This window comes from Vibrio mangrovi, from assembly GCF_024346955.1.
Classification (GTDB): Bacteria; Pseudomonadota; Gammaproteobacteria; order Enterobacterales; family Vibrionaceae; genus Vibrio; species Vibrio mangrovi.
In genome coordinates this window covers 2,980,935-3,000,628 of sequence record NZ_AP024883.1, presented here as the reverse complement: position 1 = coordinate 3,000,628, position 19,694 = coordinate 2,980,935, and the positions used below count along the sequence as shown (strand labels likewise).

The following is a 19,694-nucleotide window of genomic DNA, read 5'->3' as shown; positions in this document are numbered from 1 at the left end:
ATCAGAGGTGGTAACATACGCCCCTTTCAATAATAGGGCTTAATGGTCAGATGATTTCTTATCCGCTGATATTGAATGACGTGATATAAAGCCAAACCCAAGCTATGAGACTCTTATGAAGCATACAGTTGAAGTCATGATTTCTGAGCAGGAAGTTCAGAAACGTGTACAAGTCCTAGGGAAGGAAATTACCGAATACTATCAGCACAGTGATGAACTGGTTCTGGTCGGATTACTCCGGGGATCATTTGTCTTTATGGCTGACCTGGCCCGAGCGATTCAACTGACGCATCAGGTCGATTTTATGACAGCTTCCAGTTATGGCAATACAATGGAAAGCTCCCGGGATGTCCGTATCCTGAAAGATCTGGATGATGATATTAAAGGGAAAGATGTGCTGCTGGTTGAAGATATTATCGATACCGGGAATACCCTGAATAAAGTGAAAGAGATCCTGTCGCTGCGTGAGCCTCGTTCGATCCGTATCTGTACCTTACTGGATAAGCCTTCGCGCCGGGAAGTTCCGGTTGATGTAGCATGGATCGGTTTTGAGATTCCGGATGAGTTTGTCGTCGGTGTTGGTATTGATTATGCGCAGAAGTATCGCCATCTGCCTTATATTGGCCGGGTTGTGATGCAGGAATGATTTCCTGAGTGAATGTTGTGAAAAGAAAAGCCCGGAAAAAGGGCTTTTCTTTTTTCTGTGGCTGACAGCTTTGGCGGGAGAAAGCCAATCAATGACAGAGTAGTTTATAGTCAGGAGTCAGTATTTTCTCCATTGCCTGATGATAACTGTCTTCGACAGTCTGTGGAGAGTGACAACGAACCCCCAGATACTCCAGTTTACCGTCTTCAATCCCGTAAACAACGCCGTGTAGCTCGATTTTCTGTCCCCGCTCCCAGGCACTCTGAAGGATGGTGGAATTCCCCAGATTGTATACCTGTTCAGCGACATTAATTTCTGCCAGTTTATCGGCTCTGTCTTCATCGGACATCTTTTCAAGGTAAGTTCTGTGCTTGCAATAGACATCGTGAATATGGAGCAACCAGTTATTAATCAGCCCCAGCTTCGGCGTGTCGATAGCGGCATTTACCCCGCCACAATGATAGTGACCGCATATGATCACATGTTTAACCTTGAGGACGTCAACGGCATACTGGACGACAGAGAGACAATTCAGGTCGGTATGAATGACCAGATTGGCTACATTCCGGTGAACGAACAGTTCTCCGGCATAAAGTCCCGTCAGACGCTCTGCCGGAACCCGGCTGTCAGAACAGCCTATCCACAGAAAATCAGGATTTTGTCCTTCAGCCAGCTTGCTGAAATATTCAGGGTTCTCTGCTTTGATCGATTCGGACCATTTCGCATTATTTTCGAATAGTGTTTTGATCTTAGGCATCTTACTTTCCTTACTGGCTATGACATTCATTTTTTCATAGCGAGAAGATAATCTGATAGAAAAAATGGTTTCTATACCGTGTCGCTTAGCTTCCAACCAATATACACAATATAGTGGCGAAGATGTTGCTATTTTTCACTCATCTGATGAGATATGACTGGATTGCTAAAAATTAGCGACGAACTGTTAGCAAATTTGAAAACCTGGATATGCTTGATGAGGATTTTAAGCAAAATTTCGAGATTTCGCGTTAATTAACCTCTTTTTTATGGGGATATTTGAGATTTTAGTGCTATTTGGTATTTCACTTTTTTCTGATGTAAGATTGAAATCCATAAACAGAACCTCCATATGGTGAATATTCGCCTACCGCTTCCTTAGCATAAGATAACCAGACATCTTCTTCAGCAGGCGATCTCATTGACACAGGATCTTATTCAATATGAATGCATTAGAACTAACCGATTTGCGTAAAATCTATGCCGGTGGATTTGAAGCCTTGAAAGGTATCGATCTGACCGTGAAGAAAGGCGATTTTTACGCATTGTTGGGACCGAACGGGGCCGGGAAGTCAACAACGATCGGCATCATTTCATCTCTGGTAAATAAAACATCGGGAAAGGTTGCCGTCTTCGGACACGATCTGGATAAAGAAATGGAGCTGGCCAAACTCTCTCTGGGACTAGTGCCGCAGGAATTCAATTTCAACCAGTTTGAAACGGTTGAACAAATTGTCATTCAACAGGCCGGTTATTATGGTGTCCCGCGCGCTCAGGCAAAAGAGCGGGCGAAGAAATATCTGTCTCAGTTGGAGTTATGGGAAAAACGTAAAGAACGTTCGAGAAACCTGTCCGGAGGAATGAAGCGTCGTCTGATGATTGCCAGAGCGCTGATGCATGAACCCCAGTTGTTGATTCTGGATGAACCGACAGCGGGAGTGGATATTGAGTTACGGCGTTCCATGTGGGATTTCCTCAAGCAACTGAACCAGCAGGGAATTACTATTATTCTCACGACACACTATCTGGAAGAGGCTGAGATGCTGTGCCGGAATATCGGGATCATTCACCGGGGAGAACTCATTGAAAATACCTCGATGAAGGCATTACTGAGTCAGCTTCAGGTCGAGACTTTTATTCTGGATATTCATCCTTCGGCAACTTCAGTACCCCAATTAACGGATGTTCTCAGCCAGAAGAATGTCGACGGTTCTCTGGAAATTGAAATCGAGAAAACGCAGGGACTCAATCATGTGTTCCGTCAGTTAAGCGATCATAATGTCCGTGTGTTGTCGATGCGAAATAAAGCCAACCGGCTGGAAGAGCTGTTTGTCAGTATTGTTAAAGAATCTTCGACGGGAAATTCCACAGTAAATGATGAATCTGTAGAGACTCATCATGAGGCGTCAACGAACTAAAATGAGAGGAAGCATGTATAAGCTTTATTGGACAGCGTTTTGCAGTCTGTTAGGGAAAGAGGTAGTCCGTTTTTCCCGTATCTGGGTTCAGACCCTGGTGCCGCCGGCGATTACGATGACACTCTATTTTATTATTTTCGGTAATCTGATCGGCTCGCGTATCGGAACAATGCATGGTGTCAGTTACATGGCATATATTGTTCCCGGTCTGATTATGATGTCAGTGATTACCAACTCGTACTCGAATGTCGCGTCTTCATTTTTTAGTGCCAAAATGCACCGGAATATTGAAGAGCTTCTGGTTGCTCCGGTACCGAATTATGTCATCATCTGCGGATATGTCATGGGTGGCGTTGCCCGGGGATTGTGTGTCGGGGCGATGGTTACGCTGGTCTCACTATTTTTTGTGGATCTTCAGGTTGAGCACTGGGGTGTGATTGTGATTACGGTCTTCCTGACTTCGGTGGTGTTCGCTCTGGGAGGCTTTATTAATGCAATCTATGCCAGAACCTTTGATGATATTTCCATTGTTCCGACCTTTGTGCTGACTCCATTGACCTATCTGGGTGGCGTTTTTTACTCATTATCTCTGCTGCCTGAATTCTGGCAGTATGTGTCAAAGATCAACCCGATCGTTTATATGGTCAACGCATTCCGCTACGGATTTCTTGGGCTCTCCGATGTTAGTATTCAGGCTTCTTTTTCGGTGTTAGGGATCTTCATTGTGGTGTTATATGCTCTTGCCCATTATCTGGTGAAGAAAGGAACCGGTCTGAGAACCTAACTTTCCCCAGAACAATATAGCTGGAATAAAATATCCGGGACAACATAGATTGGCTTATCAAAAAGGGAGTGCCGACTGGCACTCCCTTTTGTCGTTGAGGCCCGGTGATAATTACCTACCTATTCCCGGAATTTTGGGCTGAGTCGCTCCATCTTACAGAAACGGCCATGAGGTCAGCAGCACACTCAGTGTCAGTAATACACTCATCCGGACAAAAAACAGAACTGATTCAATATTTGGCATTGCCTACTCCTCAATTATACAGATCATTACGCTGTATTTATCTTTCTATTTTATCCTGATTTAGCTCGTTGTATGGATATTTTGTTGTAATTTTTTTTCATTTGGGTGCATTTTTGCTTTGTTTACCTCGATTTTCAGGCTTGGTACTCATATTTTTCTCTTAATTTGTTCATTTATTTCACCATGTTGTTATTTCGTATTGCGAAACAAAATTTGCCAAATATTTCAAATTTAAGTGAATGGTTCACAAAGTGAGCACTTTGAAATTTTAAATTACGGAATAAAGCGTAGGATTTGTTACGTAATATGAAATGAACTGGAGATAAGCAATGCCTCTCGTATCCTTAAATGAACTGCAACATCAATTTGAAAGTGCCTTGCTCAAAAGGGGCATGCAAGCTGACTCAGCGACCAAACTGGCTCAGGGATTTGTCGAAATGGCAAACGAAGGAACTTACTCTCACGGGATCAACCGCTTTCCGGTCTTTATCTCTCAGGTTGATCAGGGGCACATCAAGCTGAATGCGGTTCCGGAATGTATAAATAGTCTGGGGGCTCTGGAGCAGTGGGACTGTCATTTTGGGCCCGGAGTGCTGAACGGGTTGATCTGCACAGAACGGGCGATCGAACTGGCGAAACAATATGGGATTGGCATGGTTGCGATGCGTAACTCGAACCATTGGATGCGTGGCGGAACTTATGTACTCAGGATGGCCCGGGCAGGTCTGGCTGGTATTGCTTCAACGAACTCGGTTGCGGTGATGCCCGCCTGGGGTGGAAAAGATCACCGGGTCGGAACGAATCCGCTGATCATGGCTGTGGCCGGTGATCCGCCGGTGCTGGTGGACTGCTCGATGAGCCAGTATTCCTACGGACAACTACAGAATTATGTTCTGGCCGATAAGGAACTTCCTGTTGTGGGCGGATTTGATGATGAAGGCAATCTGACTACGGATCCGCATGTGTTATGGGAAAACAAAAGACTGTTGCCGATGGGATTCTGGAAAGGATCATCCATGGCGATCATTCTGGACATGATCTTGACGGCTGTTACCGGAGGTTATTCTGTTCCGGCACTGACTGAAGATATGAAAGCCGAGTTCGGGGTTTCCCAGTTTCTGATTGCGATAGATATCAGCAAGACGATGGACAATAACCGTCTGGCTGATGAGATGAAGCGGATTCGGGATTATGTGCTGGCTTCGGAGCCTGCTGAGAGCGGCAAAGTTATGATTGCCGGTTCTGAAATTCAGTCCTTTATTGAAAAGCATCAGCAACAGGGAGGGATTGAGATCCACGACGAAATCTGGCAACAGATTATTGCACTTTAGAACCTGACAGGAATGGCCGGAGAGTTGTATATGCGTACGGTATTGAAATGGGTTTGGGACAGTATTGACATCATCATGGCTGTGATACTGGTCGCGATGCTGGTACTGGTATTTACCAATGTTGTACTCAGGTATGGATTTTCTTCAGGACTCAGGGCATCGGTTGAACTGTCCCGTCTGGGACTGGTGTGGGTTGTCATGTTAGGTGCAGTTGTGGTTCTCAAGCGTGATGAGCATCTGGCCGTCAAAGAGTTTACCGAGAAACTGATGCCTCGCTGGGTACCATTTCTCCGCCGGTTATGCTGGCTGATCATTCTGATCTCGGTCGGTATGCTATTCCACGGTGCATTTGGTCAGATGATGGATAACTGGCAGGACATTTCACCATTGACCGGGCTGCCATCGGCTCTGTTCTATCTGGCCGGTTCAATTTCCGGAGCTTTGATGGCCATTGTTGCTGCCGGGCGGATCTTCTTTCCACACTGGTTATCAGAAGAACAGCCCTCTGAGAAAAACACATCCTCAGAATCAACACCGGAGGAGAAGAAATGACATTATTTATCTTCTTAACGGTTTTAATTGTTTCGATCCTTTTGGGACTTCCGGTTGCTTTTGCATTGCTGTTGTCTTCAATAGCGCTGATGTTTCACATGGATCTGTTCAGTTCCGATATTCTGGCGCAGTCGTTGGTCAATGGTGTGGACAGTTTCACCTTACTGGCAATTCCTTTCTTCCTGATTGCCGGTGAGGTGATGTCTGCCGGAGGATTATCGACCCGGATTGTCCGGCTGGCAACCAGTTATGTCGGTCACCGGAAAGGTGGACTGGGTTATGTTGCGATTATGACTTCTGTACTGCTGGCTGGTCTTTCCGGATCTGCGGTTGCCGATGCCGCAGCTTTGGTCAGTATTCTCTACCCAATGATGAAAGCCGCAAAATATCCGCAAAGTCCGTCAATGGGATTATTGGCTGCCGGTGGCATTATCGCTCCGGTGATTCCGCCTTCACTGCCACTGATTCTGGTTGGTGTCGCGGGTGGGATCTCAATCAAAAACCTGTTCCTCGGTGGCATTATTCCCGGCATCTTGATGGGCATGACTCTCATGCTGGTCTGGGCCTTCACTGTGCGTAGTGAAGATCTGGATATTCAGCCAAAAGCTTCGAAGGCGGAAAGAAGGGCTGCACTGAAAGATGGTATCTGGGCTTTGCTGTTACCGGTGATCATTATCGGTGGTATCCGGTTTGGCGTGTTTACACCGACAGAAGCTGCCGTGGTTGCTGCCGTCTATGCAATCTTTGTTGCAGCGGTGGTTTACCGGGAAATCGATCTGCGCAGCTTTTATCACATTCTGTTGAATGCCGGTCGTTCAACAGCCATGGTGATGTTTCTGGTCGGTTGCGCCATGGTCGCAGCCTGGCTGATTACCGTGGCACAGTTGCCGCAGCAACTGGCTCAAATGCTGGCTCCTCTGGTCGATAGCCCGCGTTTGCTGATGGCAGTCATCATGCTGCTGGTTTTATGTGTCGGTATGGTGATGGATCTGAGTCCGACGATTCTGATTCTGGTACCGCTGCTGATGCCGGTGATCAAACTGGCAGGAATCGACCCAACCTATTTTGGACTGATGTTTGTGATCAACTGTTCGATCGGTTTGATTACGCCTCCGGTCGGAACCGTCCTCAACGTTGTTTGTGGAGTAGCGAGAGTTCCGATGTCGGCGGCGGTCAGAGGCATCCTTCCATTTGTTCTGGCGTACACCGTACTGCTTGCGCTGTTCGTCATCTTCCCGGAAATGATAACAACACCAATGAAACTTATTATCGGATAACGGAGAAACAACATGAAATCAATTCTGAAAGTTGCAGGACTGGTGACGGCACTGGCTCTGTTCACGACCCAGTCTTATGCCACAACGCTGAAACTTGCTCACGCTGCCCCTGAATCGGATTTGCAGCAGGACATGTCTCTCTTCTTCAAAAAAGAAGTAGAGGTTCGTTCTCATGGCAAGATCAAAGTCAATATTTTCCCACAGGGACAACTGGGAAATGACAAACAGATGATTGACGGAACACGTGCCGGGATCATCGATATTTCTATGGTCGGGCTGAATAACTGGTCCGGGTTACTACCTGAATCAGCGGCATTTACTTTGCCATTCATCTTCCCGACCCGGCAAACGGCCTATCGGGTACTTGATGGTGAAGTCGGACAAAGTGTCCTGAAAGCGATGGAAAAATATGGCATCAAAGGGTTGGGATATCCTGAAAACGGCTACCGTAATATGACCAATAATCGTGGTCCTATTCGTGAACCGGCAGATGTCGCCGGGCTGAGAATGCGAGTGAACAATTCAAAAGCGCTGAACGATATGTTCAATGGGCTGCATGCCAATCCACAACAGATCCCGGTGGCGGAGCTGTATACCGCTCTGGAAACCGGCGTAGTCGATGCTCAGGATCACCCGATTGGTGTCACGCTCTCTTTCAAGTTCTACGAAGTGCAAAAATACCTGAGTATGACACAGCATGCTTACTCTCCGCTGGTATTAACGATGAATCTGAAGAAATTCAATAAGCTCAGCGCCAGTGAGCAAAAGATCATCACAGATGTGGCTGCTGAAGCTGTAAAAATGCAGCGTGAGCTGAGTATCAAGAAAGAAGATCAGATGATTGCTGAACTGGAGTCGCATGGCATGAAAGTCAACCGGGATGTAGATGGCGCTGCATTTCAGGCTGTAGTGAAACCGGTCTGGAACGAGTTCATCAAAGAAAATGGTGACGACATGATCAACCGTATTCTGGCAGCACAAAAATAACGTGAGCGATCCGGTGTGCTGTGAGCAGACAGTACACCGGAAGCTGGAGGAGATCCCGGCACGACAGTGCCGACAGGAGTGACTATGAATTCTGAAAACAGGCAGTATTCTGAGATCAGACAGCGCGTTTTAGATGCCAATCTGAGTTTGCCGAAATACGGACTGGTGACATTTACCTGGGGAAATGTCTCTGAGATCGATCGCCAGCACAATGTCATTGCGATCAAACCATCCGGGGTTGAATACGATACGATGACGGTTGATGACATTGTCGTTGTGGATCTGAGTGGCAATATCTTACAGGGCACACTGAATCCATCGAGTGATACCCAGACTCATATCGAACTCTATAAAGCATTCCCGGAGATTGGCGGTATTGTACATACCCACTCACGTCATGCGACGATTTGGGCTCAGGCCGGACTGGATATTCCGGCACTCGGTACCACTCATGCCGATTATTTCTACGGCAATATTCCCTGTACCCGCCCTTTAACACCGGGCGAGATCGAGCACGATTACGAAAAGAATACCGGTCTGGTGATTATTGAAGAACTTCAGCGGCGTCAGATCGATCCGGTTGCGGTTCCCAGTGCGATCATCTCTGGTCACGCACCATTTTGCTGGGGAAAAGATGCCGTTGAAGCCGTACACAATGCTGTTGTGCTGGAAGAGGTTGCCACGATGGCACTTGGAACCCGGAGCCTGAATGCCGGGATCATGTTGCAACAGGAGCTTTCGGATAAGCACTATTTCCGGAAACACGGTCAAGATGCTTATTACGGTCAGCATAAGTAAGCCCGTTCGGTTGGAAATATGAAGTGTCGGAGGCGTGATGAATTATTTTCTGGGAATTGATTCCGGTGGAACAGTCCTGAAAGCCAGCCTGTTTGATCACTGTGGACGTCAGGTTGCGCTTTACCGGGAAAATACACAGGTCATTTGTGAGAAACAAGGCTGGATCGAACGGGATCTGGCGCTGTACTGGCAGGAAACCTGCCGGGCGATACGTGGTGTGCTCGGACAAAGTGGCATCCAGCCTGAGCAGATTCGGGGGATGAGTATTTCGGCACAGGGAAAAGGTCTCTGCCTGCTGGACCAGCAGGGAGAAGTGCTTCGTCATGGCATCCTGTCTTCCGATTCCCGTTCCATCGATATCGTCAGACAGTGGCAGCAGGATGGCATTCCACAAATGATCTACCCGCTAACCCGGCAGACGTTATGGACTGGTCACCCGGTTTCCATCCTGCGCTGGATTAAAATTCATGAGCCGGATATTTATCAGCAGATCGGTTCAGTGCTTATGTCACATGATTATTTACGTTACCGGCTTACCGGTAATATCAGTGCAGAAATTACCAATATGTCGGAGAGTAATCTGTTCCATGCCGGAAAAAAACAGTATGACCCGGCATTACTGGCAACGTTTGGGATTGGAGAAGTTTTTCCGGCACTTCCTGAGCTGATCTATCCCTCTGATCTCTCCGGTATTGTCAGTGAAGAAGCGGCACACGAAACCGGATTAGTTGCCGGAACACCGGTTTATGGAGGGTTGTTCGATGTTGTGGCGACAGCGATATGCTCCGGTATTGGTAGTGATGAAATCATGCTGAATGCTGTTATGGGCACCTGGTCGGTAACATCAGGTATTACGACCAGATTTGAAGATCATCCTGATGAAGCCTTCGTTTATGGTCACTATGCCATTCCCGGTACTTATATCGTGCACGAAGCCAGTCCGACTTCGGCCAGCAACTATGAATGGTTCGCACCTTATCTGGGAGGTAAGGAGAACATTGATCATGCGGAGAACGAACGTTTGGTCAGTGCACTGAAACCGCTGGAAAGTGACATGATATTTGTCCCTTTTCTCTACGGTTCCAATGCCGGACTGGGACTGAAGGCTTCGTTATATGGCTTACAGGCATACCACACCAAAGCCCATCTGCTCCAAGGAATCTGGCTGGGGATTCTGTGTTGCCACAATGTTCATTTGCAAAAAATGCTGCGCCGTTTTCCACAAATACAAACCTTGCGTGTCACTGGCGGAACGACGCAATCCGCGACCTGGATGCAGATGATGGCGGATTTAACCGGTCTGACACTGGAAATACCAGCCGTTGAAGAAACCGGGGCTTTCGGCGCTGCACTGGTTGCAATGGTCGGTAGCGGGGCATATCCGGATCTGCCGACGGCACTGGCAGCGATGGATGTAAAAATTGAAACTGTCCGGCCAAATCCGGATTTATATGCAGCTTATCAAACCCGTTTTGAACGTTACCAGCGTTATGTGGAAAGTCTCAGAGCTTTTGAGGAGATTGTATGAACCGAGTAAAACCGTATCTGCAAGTTGCTCTGGATGCGACAGATCTCATCACGGCTTTAGGCAGTGTCCGTGATATTGCAGATGATGTTGATGTGATTGAAATCGGAACAGTACTGGCATTTGCCGATGGCATGGGCGCTGTTGGGGCGCTACGCCGCCGCTATCCCAATCATATTCTGGTGTGTGATATGAAATTACTCGATGCCGGAGAAACACTGGCTCATATGGCATTTTCAGCCGGAGCTGACTGGATTACCGTTGGTGCAGCAGCACATATCGAGACGGTGCGTTCAGCACAACGGGTTGCGGAGCAGTTTGGCGGCGAAGTGCAGATAGAGCTTTTCGGGCACTGGACGATTGAGGATGCGAAACTCTGGGTAGAAAGTGGTGTAACTCAGGCAATTTATCACCGCTCACGGGATGCGCAGGCGGCCGGTGTCGGCTGGAGTGAACAGGATCTGATGCTGATGAAACAATTATCGGATACGGGTCTTGAACTCTCGATTACCGGTGGTATTGTTCCGGAGGATATTCATCTATTTAAGGATATTCGTGCAAAGTCGTTCATCGCTGGACGAGCACTGGCAAATCACAATGGCAAAGCAATTGCCCGTGAATTTCGCGAACAGATCAACCACTACTGGTAAGGTCCATTTTATGAGTGAGCAGGTTAAATCACTGGTGAAGTCTATGGCTGTGCTGGAGTTTCTGAGCCACCATCCCGATGGGGTGGCGCTACATGAAATCGCACAGAAGACGGGGATAAACAAAACCTCGGCTTATCGTATGCTGACCACCTTTGAAGCTTTGGGATATGTTGCCCAGCATTCGGCTTCTAAAAACTATCGGCTGACGCTGAAACTGCTGCATATCGGGCATTCGGCGTTAAGTTCCGATGTATTGGCGACCACAAGGCCGAAGCTGAATGAACTGGTGAAAGACCTGAATGAAACGATCAACTTTATCTCCCGTGAAGGAGATAAGATCGTCTTTCGGGACAAGCTGGAACCTCAGTATTCCCCGTTCAGAACCCGGACTTTCGTCGGGATGTATTCCGAAATGTACTGTACAGCCGCCGGAAAGGTCTTTCTGGCCTTCTCAACCCGGGAAGATCAGGAGAACTACTGGCAGCGTAATGCCGGGCTGATTCAGAAACTGACGGAAAACACCATTACTGACAAAGAACGTTTTCTGCAAGAACTGGAAACCATCAGAACGCAGGGATATGCCCTGGACAATGAAGAGAACGAAGCCGGTATTTCCTGTACGGCCGTTCCGATCTTTGACCGTTCGGGCTCTCCGGCTTATGCCGTCAGTATCTCAACACTGACACCGCGTTTGAGAAATGCCGGGCCGGACAACTTCGCTAAGAGAATCAAACAAACGACAGAAAAGATAGAACAAGAACTGTTTAAGCAGTGATTGAAAAGGATACCAGCGATGAACAACAATACCCTGAAATCCCGCATCGGCTTATACGAAAAGGCGATGCCGGCAACGTTTTCCTGGGAGGATCGTCTCAGAGAAGCGAAATCACTCGGCTTTGATTTTGTCGAAATTTCTGTTGATGAAACCGAAGAGCGGCAAAAGCGCCTCGACTGGGGAGATGAGGAAATTGATCGACTTCGTCAGCTCTGTTTCCAGTATGATATTCCACTGCAAAGCATGTGTCTGAGTGCGCATCGTAAATACCCGTTTGGTTCAGACGATCCTCTGGTTCGTGATAAAGCCCGGGAGATTATGGAAAAGGCCATTTCTCTGGCTTACCGGTTGGGGATCCGGACGATCCAACTGGCGGGGTACGATGTTTATTATGAATCTCAGTCGGTAGAGACTCATCAGCGTTTTATTGAAGGGATGCGCTGGGCAGCTAAGCTGGCGGAACGTGCTGGCGTGATGCTGGCGGTTGAAATCATGGATACACCGTATCTGAACTCGTTATCTAAATTTGAAGTATTGAAACGGGAAGTACCATCTCCGTATTTTATGGCTTATCCCGATGTCGGCAATATCACCGGCTGGAATCACGATGTCTGTACTGAACTGAAACTGGCCCGGGATCATCTGGTGCAGATTCATCTCAAAGATACACTGAAAGTCAAAAACGGGTTTCCGGGGAAATTCCGCGATCTGGTCATTGGTGAAGGTGAAGTTGATTTTCCGGCAATTTTCACGGCTCTGAAAGAAATTCACTATGGCGCACCTTTTGTTATTGAAATGTGGGCTCATGATGATCTTTGGCGTGATAATATTGTCACAGCTAAACAGCGGCTGACTGAAATGGCAAAAAGTGTCGGGTTTGAGTTGTGAGAAGTATGCTGGGAATTCAGCGTTGAAATACAGGCGCGTATAACGCGCCTGATGAGGTTACAGTTTACTATCTTCAGGATACAAGACCATATAATGTATTGTTTTTGTGTGAGAGACCTTTTCACCTGTTTTATGTTGCTCACTCAAGATTGTTAATTTACCGGTTTTGTTATCTTTTACTGCATCGGCCGACATGACATTGTATGTATTTGTTACATCATACTTTATCGTGATGCTTTCCCCTTTTTTGAGGGTCTCTCTTTGCTGAGAATGACTTGTAAACTGTTTTACTCTTTCTCGGTGGTCTTTTAAAAGCTGATAGATATCTATCCGTTTATCCAGCTCAACATGAGCTGTATTGTCATCATCATGAATGACAATAAGTCGTCGGTCTTTATACATCACTTCTAATACCAGAACGACTTTATGCGGTTTTGTTAGGGCAGGATTCAACTGGAGTACAGACCAGTAGATTTTATGCGATAAGTTGGCTGCTTGATGGGAGGAGGGTTTCTTAATGAATTTATTCGCTCTATAAACGGCTGAACTCATAAAGATGATGAGCTCATCGTTTCGTTGATCGACTGAGAGGTAGCATAGGTCTTGAATATATCTGTCTTTACAGTCGAGTTTTGTTCTTAGAACACTGTCTATAGAATGAATAGAAGAAGCCTGAATTGCTGATGAGAACAGCAAACATATTAAGCCAGAAATAAAGATCTTGCTCACTTTTTCACCTTTTTTAGCTGTGTATCATCATCTGGAATAATCAATGTTTAAATTCTGCATTGTGGAATTTTAATGTTATCCGCTGTGAAAGCAGTGTATAGCAAAATATAAAAATATCGATAAGAGACTGGATGAAAGCTCGCGGCATGTGACAGTTTCCACATCGGTGTACTTCTATCATTCTTGGTTGCCGGATACCGGCAGAATTATAAGGAATTTTTATGTTCTCTTGTCATTTTCATGCATCTGATTACCGCTCACTGTTGCCGGAACTGTTTGTTCAGGCCATTGACTATGTTCGTTCTCAGGATTTAACCGGGATCGAGCCCGGAAGGTATTCGATTCCGGATATCGCTGAAGAAGATGCTTTTTTCGTGGTGATGGAATACCAGACCACTGCTGAAAGTCCGGTGGGACCTGAGTTTCATCATAAATACTGCGATATTCAGTTTATTGTTCAGGGAGAAGAGCGTTTTGGCTGGGCTGAGTTGAGTGATGAACAGCATCGTCAGTTGTCTTTGGACTATCATTACGATGATCGGAGAGACATCTGCTTTTTTGATCCTCAGCTGGTTGAAATGTCTTATCAGACAATGACACATGATCAGTTCTATCTGTTTGCACCAAGGACGGCACATATGCCTAATTTATCTGTGGCTGAGGTGTCGCAGGTTCGAAAAGTTGTGATTAAGCTTAAATATCCTCTTGATTAACGAGGTTTTGAGTGACAAAAAAGTTACTCTGATCAGAATCATGGATGAACGAATTTGTCTTTATTGAAACTTTTATCTGGAAGCCGCCTGCGCCATTGAATGATTATGCAATCAGTACACAAAACGTTTGATGTTCTGGAGATTGTTGCCCAGACTCCGGATGGTATGAGTCTTGATGCACTGTGTAAGTCGTTACAGTATCCGAAAACAACCATGCACAGAATTTGCAAATGTCTGTGCCAGTGTGGTTATCTCAGACAGGCAGAAAGTGGGAAATATTTTTTAACCACCAAACTGATTACGCTGGGGTATTCGGTGATCCACTGTGATGCTCTGGTCGCGGCATCTGTCCCTTATATGTCAGAACTGGCGAATCAGACCGGATTTACCGTCAATTTACAGCGCCGGGATGTTGATCAGGTCATTTTGCTGAAAAAAGAAGAACCGAAAAACTCGGTATTCCATACCAATGCTCATGCCGGGCTGGCTTCTTCACTGCTTCAGTCTGCCTGTGGCAAGGTGGTTTTGTCCTATTTTTCTCCTGATGAACAACATCAGTACTGGCAAAGTCACCATCATGATTTGGAAAGTTTCCGCCATTTTGGTGTTGCAGCTATCCATACGGAAGCTGATTTTCACCGGGAGCTGATGCTGATCAGACAGCAGGGGTTTGCGGTTGACGGTGAAGGGAATGAATCTGGGATTACCTGTATTGCCGTACCTTTGGAAAAAGATCAGATTGCCAACTATGCCATCAGCGTTTCGGGGCTGAGTCCTGAAATCCATCGTTTCGGTCAGATGCAATTGCTTGAGTTGTTGCAAGGCGTTGCCAGCGTATTGAGTGGGAAAGTTTTATAATCAGGTGTCAGGTTGTAACGATATATGTAGATGGCGATACCGAATCCGGTTATTTCGGGATCGCCATGAGGATTATGCGTCGTTTTCCGAATTGTCGTGCTCTTTTTCTTCACGGGAAATATCGAGTACCTGATTATCAATCAGGCGAACTTTCCCCATAAAGGCAGACATCAGAATCACAGCCTGTTTGCTGTTGTCATTGATCGGCAGAAGTGTCCGGGCATCACGGATAAATATTTCATCCGGTTCCAGATCGGCGGCTCTGAGCTGATCATTCGCATCTTCGATGATGCTGTCGTAATCTGTGCGACCGCCCCGGACTGCACTGCTGATCCACCGCATGGTTCTGGCCAGAACCGGTGCGCGCTGGCGTTCATCCAGAGTTAGCAGGTTATTACGGGAACTCATAGCTAAACCATCAACTTCCCGGATGGTCGGAACGCCGACAATCTCAATATCGAAACAGAGATCAATCACCATCTGACGAATCAGAGCCAGCTGTTGGTAATCTTTTTCACCAAAACAGGCAATATCGGGTTGTACGATATGAAAGAGCTTAGTGACGATTGTCGCAACACCACGAAAATGACCGGGTCGTGAGCTGCCTTCCAGCATATGGGAAAGGCCGGGAACTTCAACAAACGTCTGCTTATCCAGTCCTTCCGGATACATCATTTCTGGTGTCGGGGTGAAAACCAGCTCAACACCTTCCTGAGTCAGCTTGGCCAGATCTTCATCTAAAGTCCGGGGATAGTTGGTCAGATCATCTGCTTTTTCGAACTGCATCGGGTTGACGAAAATGCTGACAATTACAATATCAGACAGTTCTTTGGCTTTTCGCACCAGTGTCAGATGACCTTCGTGCAGATTTCCCATTGTCGGGACGAAACCAATTGTGCGGCCTTCACGCTTGTACTGTTTAATCTGCGTTCTTAACGCTGAGATATCAGTATAAGTCTGCATGAATTACTCCTTCAGGCAATCGTGTGTTCTTCATCAGGAAAAATACCACGTTCTACATCTTCCATGTATTTGGCGACAGCCTGACGCATATCGCCAGTCTCCGCTAAAAAGTTCTTTGAGAATTTAGGCATGTAGTTTGCCGAAATCCCAAACATATCGTGCATGACCAGTACCTGACCATCGGTATCTGCACCTGCACCAATACCAATCACCGGAATATCCAGTGCCTGGGTAATCTTGGCAGCCAGTCTGGCCGGAACGCATTCGAGTATGACTAACTGAGCTCCGGCATTCTGTAGTGCCAGTGCGTCATGTAACATTTGTTCTGCCTGTTTTTCTTCCCGGCCCTGAACTTTGTAACCACCGAAGATGTTCACGGATTGAGGAGTCAGTCCCAGATGGGCACAGACCGGAACTGCACGTTCGGTCAGCATTCTGACTGTCTCAACCAGCCAGCTTCCGCCTTCGAGCTTGACCATATTTGCACCGGCCCGCATAAGCTTTGCTGCATTTTCACATGCCTGAGCCGGGGTGGCATAACTCATAAACGGCATATCTGTCATCAATAGCGAATGAGGACTTCCGGCTCTTACACTGCGGGTATGATAAGCCATATCTTCGATAGTGACCGGCAGAGTATCTGTCTGGCCCTGTAATACCATTCCTAAAGAATCACCGACCAGAAGAACCGGCATATTCTGACTTTCAAAAAGTTGAGCAAAACTGGCATCATAAGCCGTTACAGTGGCAAATTTACGACCTTCCTGCTTCCAGCGCATCAGATCGTTGATGGTAATTTTTTTCATTCTTCATCCTTACGAGACGTTGGCGGATGCCAAATTGTGAGCCCGTTTCTATCAATCTGCTGTAGCAGTTGATTCAGCTCAGTCCCATCCGGGAGGGTTAAATCTGGTGCAATTTCAGCGAGCGGGTACAGAACGAACTCCCGTTCTTTCATTCCATAGTGGGGAATTGTCAGACGCTCGGAATTGATCACCTCACTGCCATACAAGAGGATATCCAGATCCAATGTTCTCGGACCCCAGCGTTCCTCTTTACGTACCCGGCCCTGAGCCAGCTCAATGGCCTGAGTATGGTCTAATAATTCGAGTGGTTTTAAATGCGTTCTGATCTCAGCGACAGCATTAATATAATCTGGCTGATCCGCTGGTCCCATCGGTGTACTGCTATATAGCTGTGAGGCCCGGACAAACTCTGACTCAGGCAGTTGCTGTAGTGCCTGAATAGCTTGCAATGCCTGACGGTCCGGTTGTGCCATGTTACTGCCGATCGCAATATAAACCGTGATCATGACACTTCCTGTTTCTTGTTCTTCTGTCCCATCTGACGCTGGCGGGCTTTGGCTCTCTTGGAGTTGATCCGACCAACATCATTGACCATCGCCTGGCGCATATTTTTACCGGCATTCTGGAAGGTTTCCCACCACTGTGCCAGTTCCTGAGTCTCACCGCCTTCGACGATGCCTCTCATCATCAGAAAATCGAACCCGGCCCGGAACTTATTAATATCCAGTAAACGGAAAGCCCGCTTACCGTGGCGACGGGGGAAACGAAGCTGAAGCTGCCAGATATCACGAATAGTAGCGGTATGGCGTCTTGGAATCGCGACCGTTTTGACCAGTTGATCCAAGATCTTGTTGCCGGCTTCCATCACTGCATCGTAATAGCAGAGATCTTTTGATTCCATAAAGGTCTCTGCCAGATGAACCATGGGATACCAAAGAATCGCTGCAAACATAAATGCCGGGTTGATTCTTTTCCCTTCATCGAGACGCTGGTCGGTTGAATCGAGAGCCAGATCGAGCATTTTTTCCGTCGGGGAAGAGTAGTCTTCCGTAAAATAGGCCGAGATCATCGGGAAAAGCTGCTGGAACAGATTGTACTGTCGCATCTGGTGATAGGTTTCCAGACCATATCCGGTTTGCAGCATTTTCAGCGATTCTTCGTACAGCCGGGCTGGTGGAATATCCTGCAACAGTGGGGCCAGTTCTTCAATTGGTGCTGCAGTTTCTTCCTCGATATCAAAATCGAGTTTGACGGCGAAACGGACCGCCCGCAACATCCGGACCGGATCTTCCCGGTAACGGGTTTGCGGATCGCCGATCAGCCGGACCAGTCTGTCTTCAATATCTTCGATACCGCCGGCATAGTCGTGAATCGTATAGTCGGCAATGTTGTAATACATTGCATTGACGGTGAAGTCCCGGCGCTCTGCATCTTCATCGATAGTACCGTAGACGTTATCCCGCAGGAGCATTCCGGCTTCCGACTGACTGGCTTTCTGGCGGTCATTTTCCTGATGGTGGCCACGAAATGTTGCGACTTCGACAATCTCACGTCCGAACATGACATGAGCAAGCCGGAAACGGCGTCCGATCAGACGACAGTTACGAAAAAGCTTGCGAACCTGTTCAGGAGTCGCATTGGTTGTGATGTCGAAATCTTTCGGGGATTCACCCAGTAAAAGATCACGGACACCGCCACCGACAAGGTAGGCGTCGTAGCCTGCACTTTGCAGCCGGTAAAGCACTTTGAGTGCGCTCTCGCTGATTTGCTTGCGAGAGATATTGTGCTCTTGTCGCGTTAGGATGTTTAGCGTTAAATCCGGATAAACGCGATGAGTTTGTACTGTAGTATCGTTTTTATTCATGAGCATCAGACAAGGATAAGCGTTTCTACCTTGTTGTCTTTTGTTGACAGAATGTCTTTGTGGGTCAATTTGCGGCTAATAATAGCTCACTGGACACAATTTGAGAATCATCGCGTGATTTCAAGTGCGTCAGGGAGTTGCTGAATATGCCAGTTTTGGCTTCCCCAGGCAACAATTTCCGCCAGTTCTGCGGTTTCTATTCCGGCCGGGAGCTGAAAACCGAGGAATTTCATCGCCTGAATCAGAGTTGGGCGGGGATTTTTCAGATCGATTGCCGGGGCATGATTCTGTTTGGAGAGTTTATGGCCGGATTGATCAACTGCCAGAGGTAAATGCAGATAACTGACCGGTTTATGCTCCAGAATGTTATATAAGCTAATCTGGCGTCCGGTTGGCTCAATCAGATCTGCTCCCCGGACGACCTGAGTAACGCCTTGTGCAATATCATCCAGTACGACTGCCAGATTGTAGGCAAACAGCCCGTCCCGGCGTTTAATGATGAAGTCTTCCTGAGCCAGATCATGAGGAATATCAATATCGCCATGTTTCTCATCATAAAATCGGGTAATCGGAACGTCCATACGTAAGCGGACAGCATACCCTGAGTCTGAGGGGAGTTGCAGATGACGACAAGTGCCGTTGTAGTAGTCTCCGGCGGCTTTGATTTGTTTGCGTGTACAGCGGCAGTAGTATGCCTGACCGTTTGCAAGCCATGTGTCGATTTGTGCCTGATAAGCATCATGACGGCGGCTCTGATACCAGATATTGTGATCCCAGTGAAGACCATAGGCTTCGAGTGTTTTCAGAATCAGATCGGCGGCACCGGGCATTTCCCGTGGAGGATCGAGATCCTCAATTCTGACCAGCCATTGTCCGTTCATGGCGCGGGCCTGAAAATAACTGCCTAGTGCAGCAACCAGTGACCCGAAATGAAGCGGGCCTGACGGAGAAGGGGCGAAGCGACCGATATAGTTATTCATTCTGTGTTCTGCAATAATACCAATCTGGATAAAAATGTAATCTGAATGGATATGGTTCCACAAACTGCTTAAAACATCCATGTGCGCTTAAACAACCCTTGTATGTTTGTTCCAGCATACCCATTTTTAGATGATCAGATACTTTGTCAGA

General features: G+C 47.2%; 21 protein-coding genes. 14 read left to right on the top strand and 7 right to left on the bottom strand.

All coding sequences use genetic code 11. The features are described 5' to 3' along the window. Positions 1–115: 115 nt before the first annotated feature. Positions 116–646 (top strand): hypoxanthine phosphoribosyltransferase, encoded by a 531-nt coding sequence (hpt, locus tag OCU74_RS13225; RefSeq protein ID WP_087481296.1) that lies wholly within the window; start codon positions 116–118, stop codon positions 644–646. A gap of 88 nt (positions 647–734) precedes the next feature. Here hpt and can read toward each other — a convergent pair whose 3' ends face one another. Further along, positions 735–1,403 carry a carbonate dehydratase gene (gene can, locus OCU74_RS13220; protein WP_087481297.1) on the bottom strand — a complete coding sequence of 223 codons (669 nt, stop codon included), beginning with the start codon at positions 1,401–1,403 and terminating at the stop codon, positions 735–737. A gap of 442 nt (positions 1,404–1,845) precedes the next feature. Between can and OCU74_RS13215 the strand changes: the two genes are divergently transcribed. The 11 genes from OCU74_RS13215 (at position 1,846) to OCU74_RS13165 (ending at position 12,630) form a co-directional block, all read left to right on the top strand. Then, a complete protein-coding gene (locus tag OCU74_RS13215; RefSeq protein WP_087481298.1) occupies positions 1,846–2,820 on the top strand; it encodes an ABC transporter ATP-binding protein in 975 nt (324 codons plus the stop codon). Positions 2,821–2,833: 13 nt separating this feature from the next. Beyond that, positions 2,834–3,604 (top strand): ABC transporter permease, encoded by a 771-nt coding sequence (locus OCU74_RS13210; RefSeq protein ID WP_087481299.1) that lies wholly within the window; start codon positions 2,834–2,836, stop codon positions 3,602–3,604. Between the two features lie 572 nt (positions 3,605–4,176). Continuing rightward, the gene (yiaK, locus tag OCU74_RS13205) at positions 4,177–5,178 is read left to right on the top strand and encodes a 3-dehydro-L-gulonate 2-dehydrogenase (protein ID WP_087481300.1); all 1,002 of its coding nucleotides are present in this window, start codon (positions 4,177–4,179) and stop codon (positions 5,176–5,178) included. A gap of 30 nt (positions 5,179–5,208) precedes the next feature. Further along, positions 5,209–5,730, top strand: coding sequence for a TRAP transporter small permease (locus tag OCU74_RS13200; RefSeq protein WP_087481301.1), 522 nt, complete (start codon positions 5,209–5,211; stop codon positions 5,728–5,730). Continuing rightward, positions 5,727–7,007: a TRAP transporter large permease subunit gene (locus OCU74_RS13195; RefSeq protein WP_087481302.1), complete on the top strand. Its 1,281-nt coding sequence runs from the start codon at positions 5,727–5,729 to the stop codon at positions 7,005–7,007. The genes OCU74_RS13200 and OCU74_RS13195 overlap by 4 nt, the downstream gene beginning before the upstream one ends. 12 nt (positions 7,008–7,019) lie before the next feature. Next, positions 7,020–7,994: a TRAP transporter substrate-binding protein gene (locus OCU74_RS13190; protein ID WP_087481303.1), complete on the top strand. Its 975-nt coding sequence runs from the start codon at positions 7,020–7,022 to the stop codon at positions 7,992–7,994. 84 nt (positions 7,995–8,078) lie between these two features. Beyond that, positions 8,079–8,792: an L-ribulose-5-phosphate 4-epimerase gene (locus OCU74_RS13185; RefSeq protein WP_087481304.1), complete on the top strand. Its 714-nt coding sequence runs from the start codon at positions 8,079–8,081 to the stop codon at positions 8,790–8,792. A gap of 37 nt (positions 8,793–8,829) precedes the next feature. Then, positions 8,830–10,320, top strand: coding sequence for an FGGY-family carbohydrate kinase (locus tag OCU74_RS13180; protein WP_087481305.1), 1,491 nt, complete (start codon positions 8,830–8,832; stop codon positions 10,318–10,320). Further along, a complete protein-coding gene (locus OCU74_RS13175) occupies positions 10,317–10,967 on the top strand; it encodes a 3-keto-L-gulonate-6-phosphate decarboxylase UlaD (protein ID WP_087481306.1) in 651 nt (216 codons plus the stop codon). Before OCU74_RS13180 ends, OCU74_RS13175 begins: the two co-directional genes overlap by 4 nt. 10 nt (positions 10,968–10,977) lie before the next feature. After that, complete coding sequence (locus OCU74_RS13170; RefSeq protein ID WP_087481307.1) at positions 10,978–11,742, top strand: IclR family transcriptional regulator; 765 nt, start codon at positions 10,978–10,980, stop codon at positions 11,740–11,742. Between the two features lie 18 nt (positions 11,743–11,760). After that, positions 11,761–12,630, top strand: coding sequence for an L-ribulose-5-phosphate 3-epimerase (locus tag OCU74_RS13165; protein ID WP_087481308.1), 870 nt, complete (start codon positions 11,761–11,763; stop codon positions 12,628–12,630). A gap of 57 nt (positions 12,631–12,687) precedes the next feature. Here the strand turns inward: OCU74_RS13165 and OCU74_RS13160 are convergent, their stop codons facing one another. After that, a complete protein-coding gene (locus tag OCU74_RS13160; RefSeq protein ID WP_143693216.1) occupies positions 12,688–13,359 on the bottom strand; it encodes a hypothetical protein in 672 nt (223 codons plus the stop codon). 221 nt (positions 13,360–13,580) lie between these two features. Here OCU74_RS13160 and OCU74_RS13155 point away from each other — a divergent pair, with 221 nt between their 5' ends. Together OCU74_RS13155 and OCU74_RS13150 are read left to right on the top strand one after the other, a co-directional pair. Next, positions 13,581–14,072 carry a YhcH/YjgK/YiaL family protein gene (locus tag OCU74_RS13155; protein WP_087481310.1) on the top strand — a complete coding sequence of 164 codons (492 nt, stop codon included), beginning with the start codon at positions 13,581–13,583 and terminating at the stop codon, positions 14,070–14,072. Between the two features lie 105 nt (positions 14,073–14,177). Next, on the top strand, positions 14,178–14,930 hold the full coding sequence (locus OCU74_RS13150) for an IclR family transcriptional regulator (protein ID WP_159457427.1): 753 nt from the start codon (positions 14,178–14,180) through the stop codon (positions 14,928–14,930). A 72-nt stretch (positions 14,931–15,002) separates the two neighbouring features. Here OCU74_RS13150 and panC read toward each other — a convergent pair whose 3' ends face one another. The 5 genes from panC to gluQRS all read right to left on the bottom strand — a co-directional run bounded on the left by panC (position 15,003) and on the right by gluQRS (position 19,543). Beyond that, complete coding sequence (panC, locus tag OCU74_RS13145; RefSeq protein ID WP_087481312.1) at positions 15,003–15,893, bottom strand: pantoate--beta-alanine ligase; 891 nt, start codon at positions 15,891–15,893, stop codon at positions 15,003–15,005. 11 nt (positions 15,894–15,904) lie between these two features. Next, a complete protein-coding gene (gene panB / locus OCU74_RS13140; RefSeq protein WP_087481313.1) occupies positions 15,905–16,699 on the bottom strand; it encodes a 3-methyl-2-oxobutanoate hydroxymethyltransferase in 795 nt (264 codons plus the stop codon). Then, on the bottom strand, positions 16,696–17,205 hold the full coding sequence (folK, locus tag OCU74_RS13135; RefSeq protein ID WP_087481314.1) for a 2-amino-4-hydroxy-6-hydroxymethyldihydropteridine diphosphokinase: 510 nt from the start codon (positions 17,203–17,205) through the stop codon (positions 16,696–16,698). The genes panB and folK overlap by 4 nt, the downstream gene beginning before the upstream one ends. Continuing rightward, positions 17,202–18,569 carry a polynucleotide adenylyltransferase PcnB gene (gene pcnB / locus OCU74_RS13130; protein ID WP_087481315.1) on the bottom strand — a complete coding sequence of 456 codons (1,368 nt, stop codon included), beginning with the start codon at positions 18,567–18,569 and terminating at the stop codon, positions 17,202–17,204. Before pcnB ends, folK begins: the two co-directional genes overlap by 4 nt. 101 nt (positions 18,570–18,670) lie before the next feature. Next, entirely contained in the window at positions 18,671–19,543 is an 873-nt protein-coding gene (gene gluQRS, locus OCU74_RS13125; protein ID WP_087481428.1) for a tRNA glutamyl-Q(34) synthetase GluQRS, read from the bottom strand. Between the last annotated feature and the right edge of the window lie 151 nt (positions 19,544–19,694).

What these genes read in the sequence shown, in the direction of transcription:
- folK (WP_087481314.1), bottom strand. Translation starts at nt 17,205, where the DNA reads ATGATCACGGTTTATATTGCGATCGGCAGTAACATGGCACAACCGGAC.
- OCU74_RS13175 (WP_087481306.1), top strand. Translation starts at nt 10,317, where the DNA reads ATGAACCGAGTAAAACCGTATCTGCAAGTTGCTCTGGATGCGACAGAT.
- hpt (WP_087481296.1), top strand. Translation starts at nt 116, where the DNA reads ATGAAGCATACAGTTGAAGTCATGATTTCTGAGCAGGAAGTTCAGAAA.
- OCU74_RS13150 (WP_159457427.1), top strand. Translation starts at nt 14,178, where the DNA reads ATGCAATCAGTACACAAAACGTTTGATGTTCTGGAGATTGTTGCCCAG.
- gluQRS (WP_087481428.1), bottom strand. Translation starts at nt 19,543, where the DNA reads ATGAATAACTATATCGGTCGCTTCGCCCCTTCTCCGTCAGGCCCGCTT.
- yiaK (WP_087481300.1), top strand. Translation starts at nt 4,177, where the DNA reads ATGCCTCTCGTATCCTTAAATGAACTGCAACATCAATTTGAAAGTGCC.
- OCU74_RS13155 (WP_087481310.1), top strand. Translation starts at nt 13,581, where the DNA reads ATGTTCTCTTGTCATTTTCATGCATCTGATTACCGCTCACTGTTGCCG.
- OCU74_RS13180 (WP_087481305.1), top strand. Translation starts at nt 8,830, where the DNA reads ATGAATTATTTTCTGGGAATTGATTCCGGTGGAACAGTCCTGAAAGCC.
- OCU74_RS13210 (WP_087481299.1), top strand. Translation starts at nt 2,834, where the DNA reads ATGTATAAGCTTTATTGGACAGCGTTTTGCAGTCTGTTAGGGAAAGAG.
- pcnB (WP_087481315.1), bottom strand. Translation starts at nt 18,569, where the DNA reads ATGCTCATGAATAAAAACGATACTACAGTACAAACTCATCGCGTTTAT.
- can (WP_087481297.1), bottom strand. Translation starts at nt 1,403, where the DNA reads ATGCCTAAGATCAAAACACTATTCGAAAATAATGCGAAATGGTCCGAA.
- OCU74_RS13200 (WP_087481301.1), top strand. Translation starts at nt 5,209, where the DNA reads ATGCGTACGGTATTGAAATGGGTTTGGGACAGTATTGACATCATCATG.
- OCU74_RS13215 (WP_087481298.1), top strand. Translation starts at nt 1,846, where the DNA reads ATGAATGCATTAGAACTAACCGATTTGCGTAAAATCTATGCCGGTGGA.
- OCU74_RS13170 (WP_087481307.1), top strand. Translation starts at nt 10,978, where the DNA reads ATGAGTGAGCAGGTTAAATCACTGGTGAAGTCTATGGCTGTGCTGGAG.
- panB (WP_087481313.1), bottom strand. Translation starts at nt 16,699, where the DNA reads ATGAAAAAAATTACCATCAACGATCTGATGCGCTGGAAGCAGGAAGGT.
- OCU74_RS13195 (WP_087481302.1), top strand. Translation starts at nt 5,727, where the DNA reads ATGACATTATTTATCTTCTTAACGGTTTTAATTGTTTCGATCCTTTTG.
- OCU74_RS13165 (WP_087481308.1), top strand. Translation starts at nt 11,761, where the DNA reads ATGAACAACAATACCCTGAAATCCCGCATCGGCTTATACGAAAAGGCG.
- OCU74_RS13185 (WP_087481304.1), top strand. Translation starts at nt 8,079, where the DNA reads ATGAATTCTGAAAACAGGCAGTATTCTGAGATCAGACAGCGCGTTTTA.
- OCU74_RS13190 (WP_087481303.1), top strand. Translation starts at nt 7,020, where the DNA reads ATGAAATCAATTCTGAAAGTTGCAGGACTGGTGACGGCACTGGCTCTG.
- panC (WP_087481312.1), bottom strand. Translation starts at nt 15,893, where the DNA reads ATGCAGACTTATACTGATATCTCAGCGTTAAGAACGCAGATTAAACAG.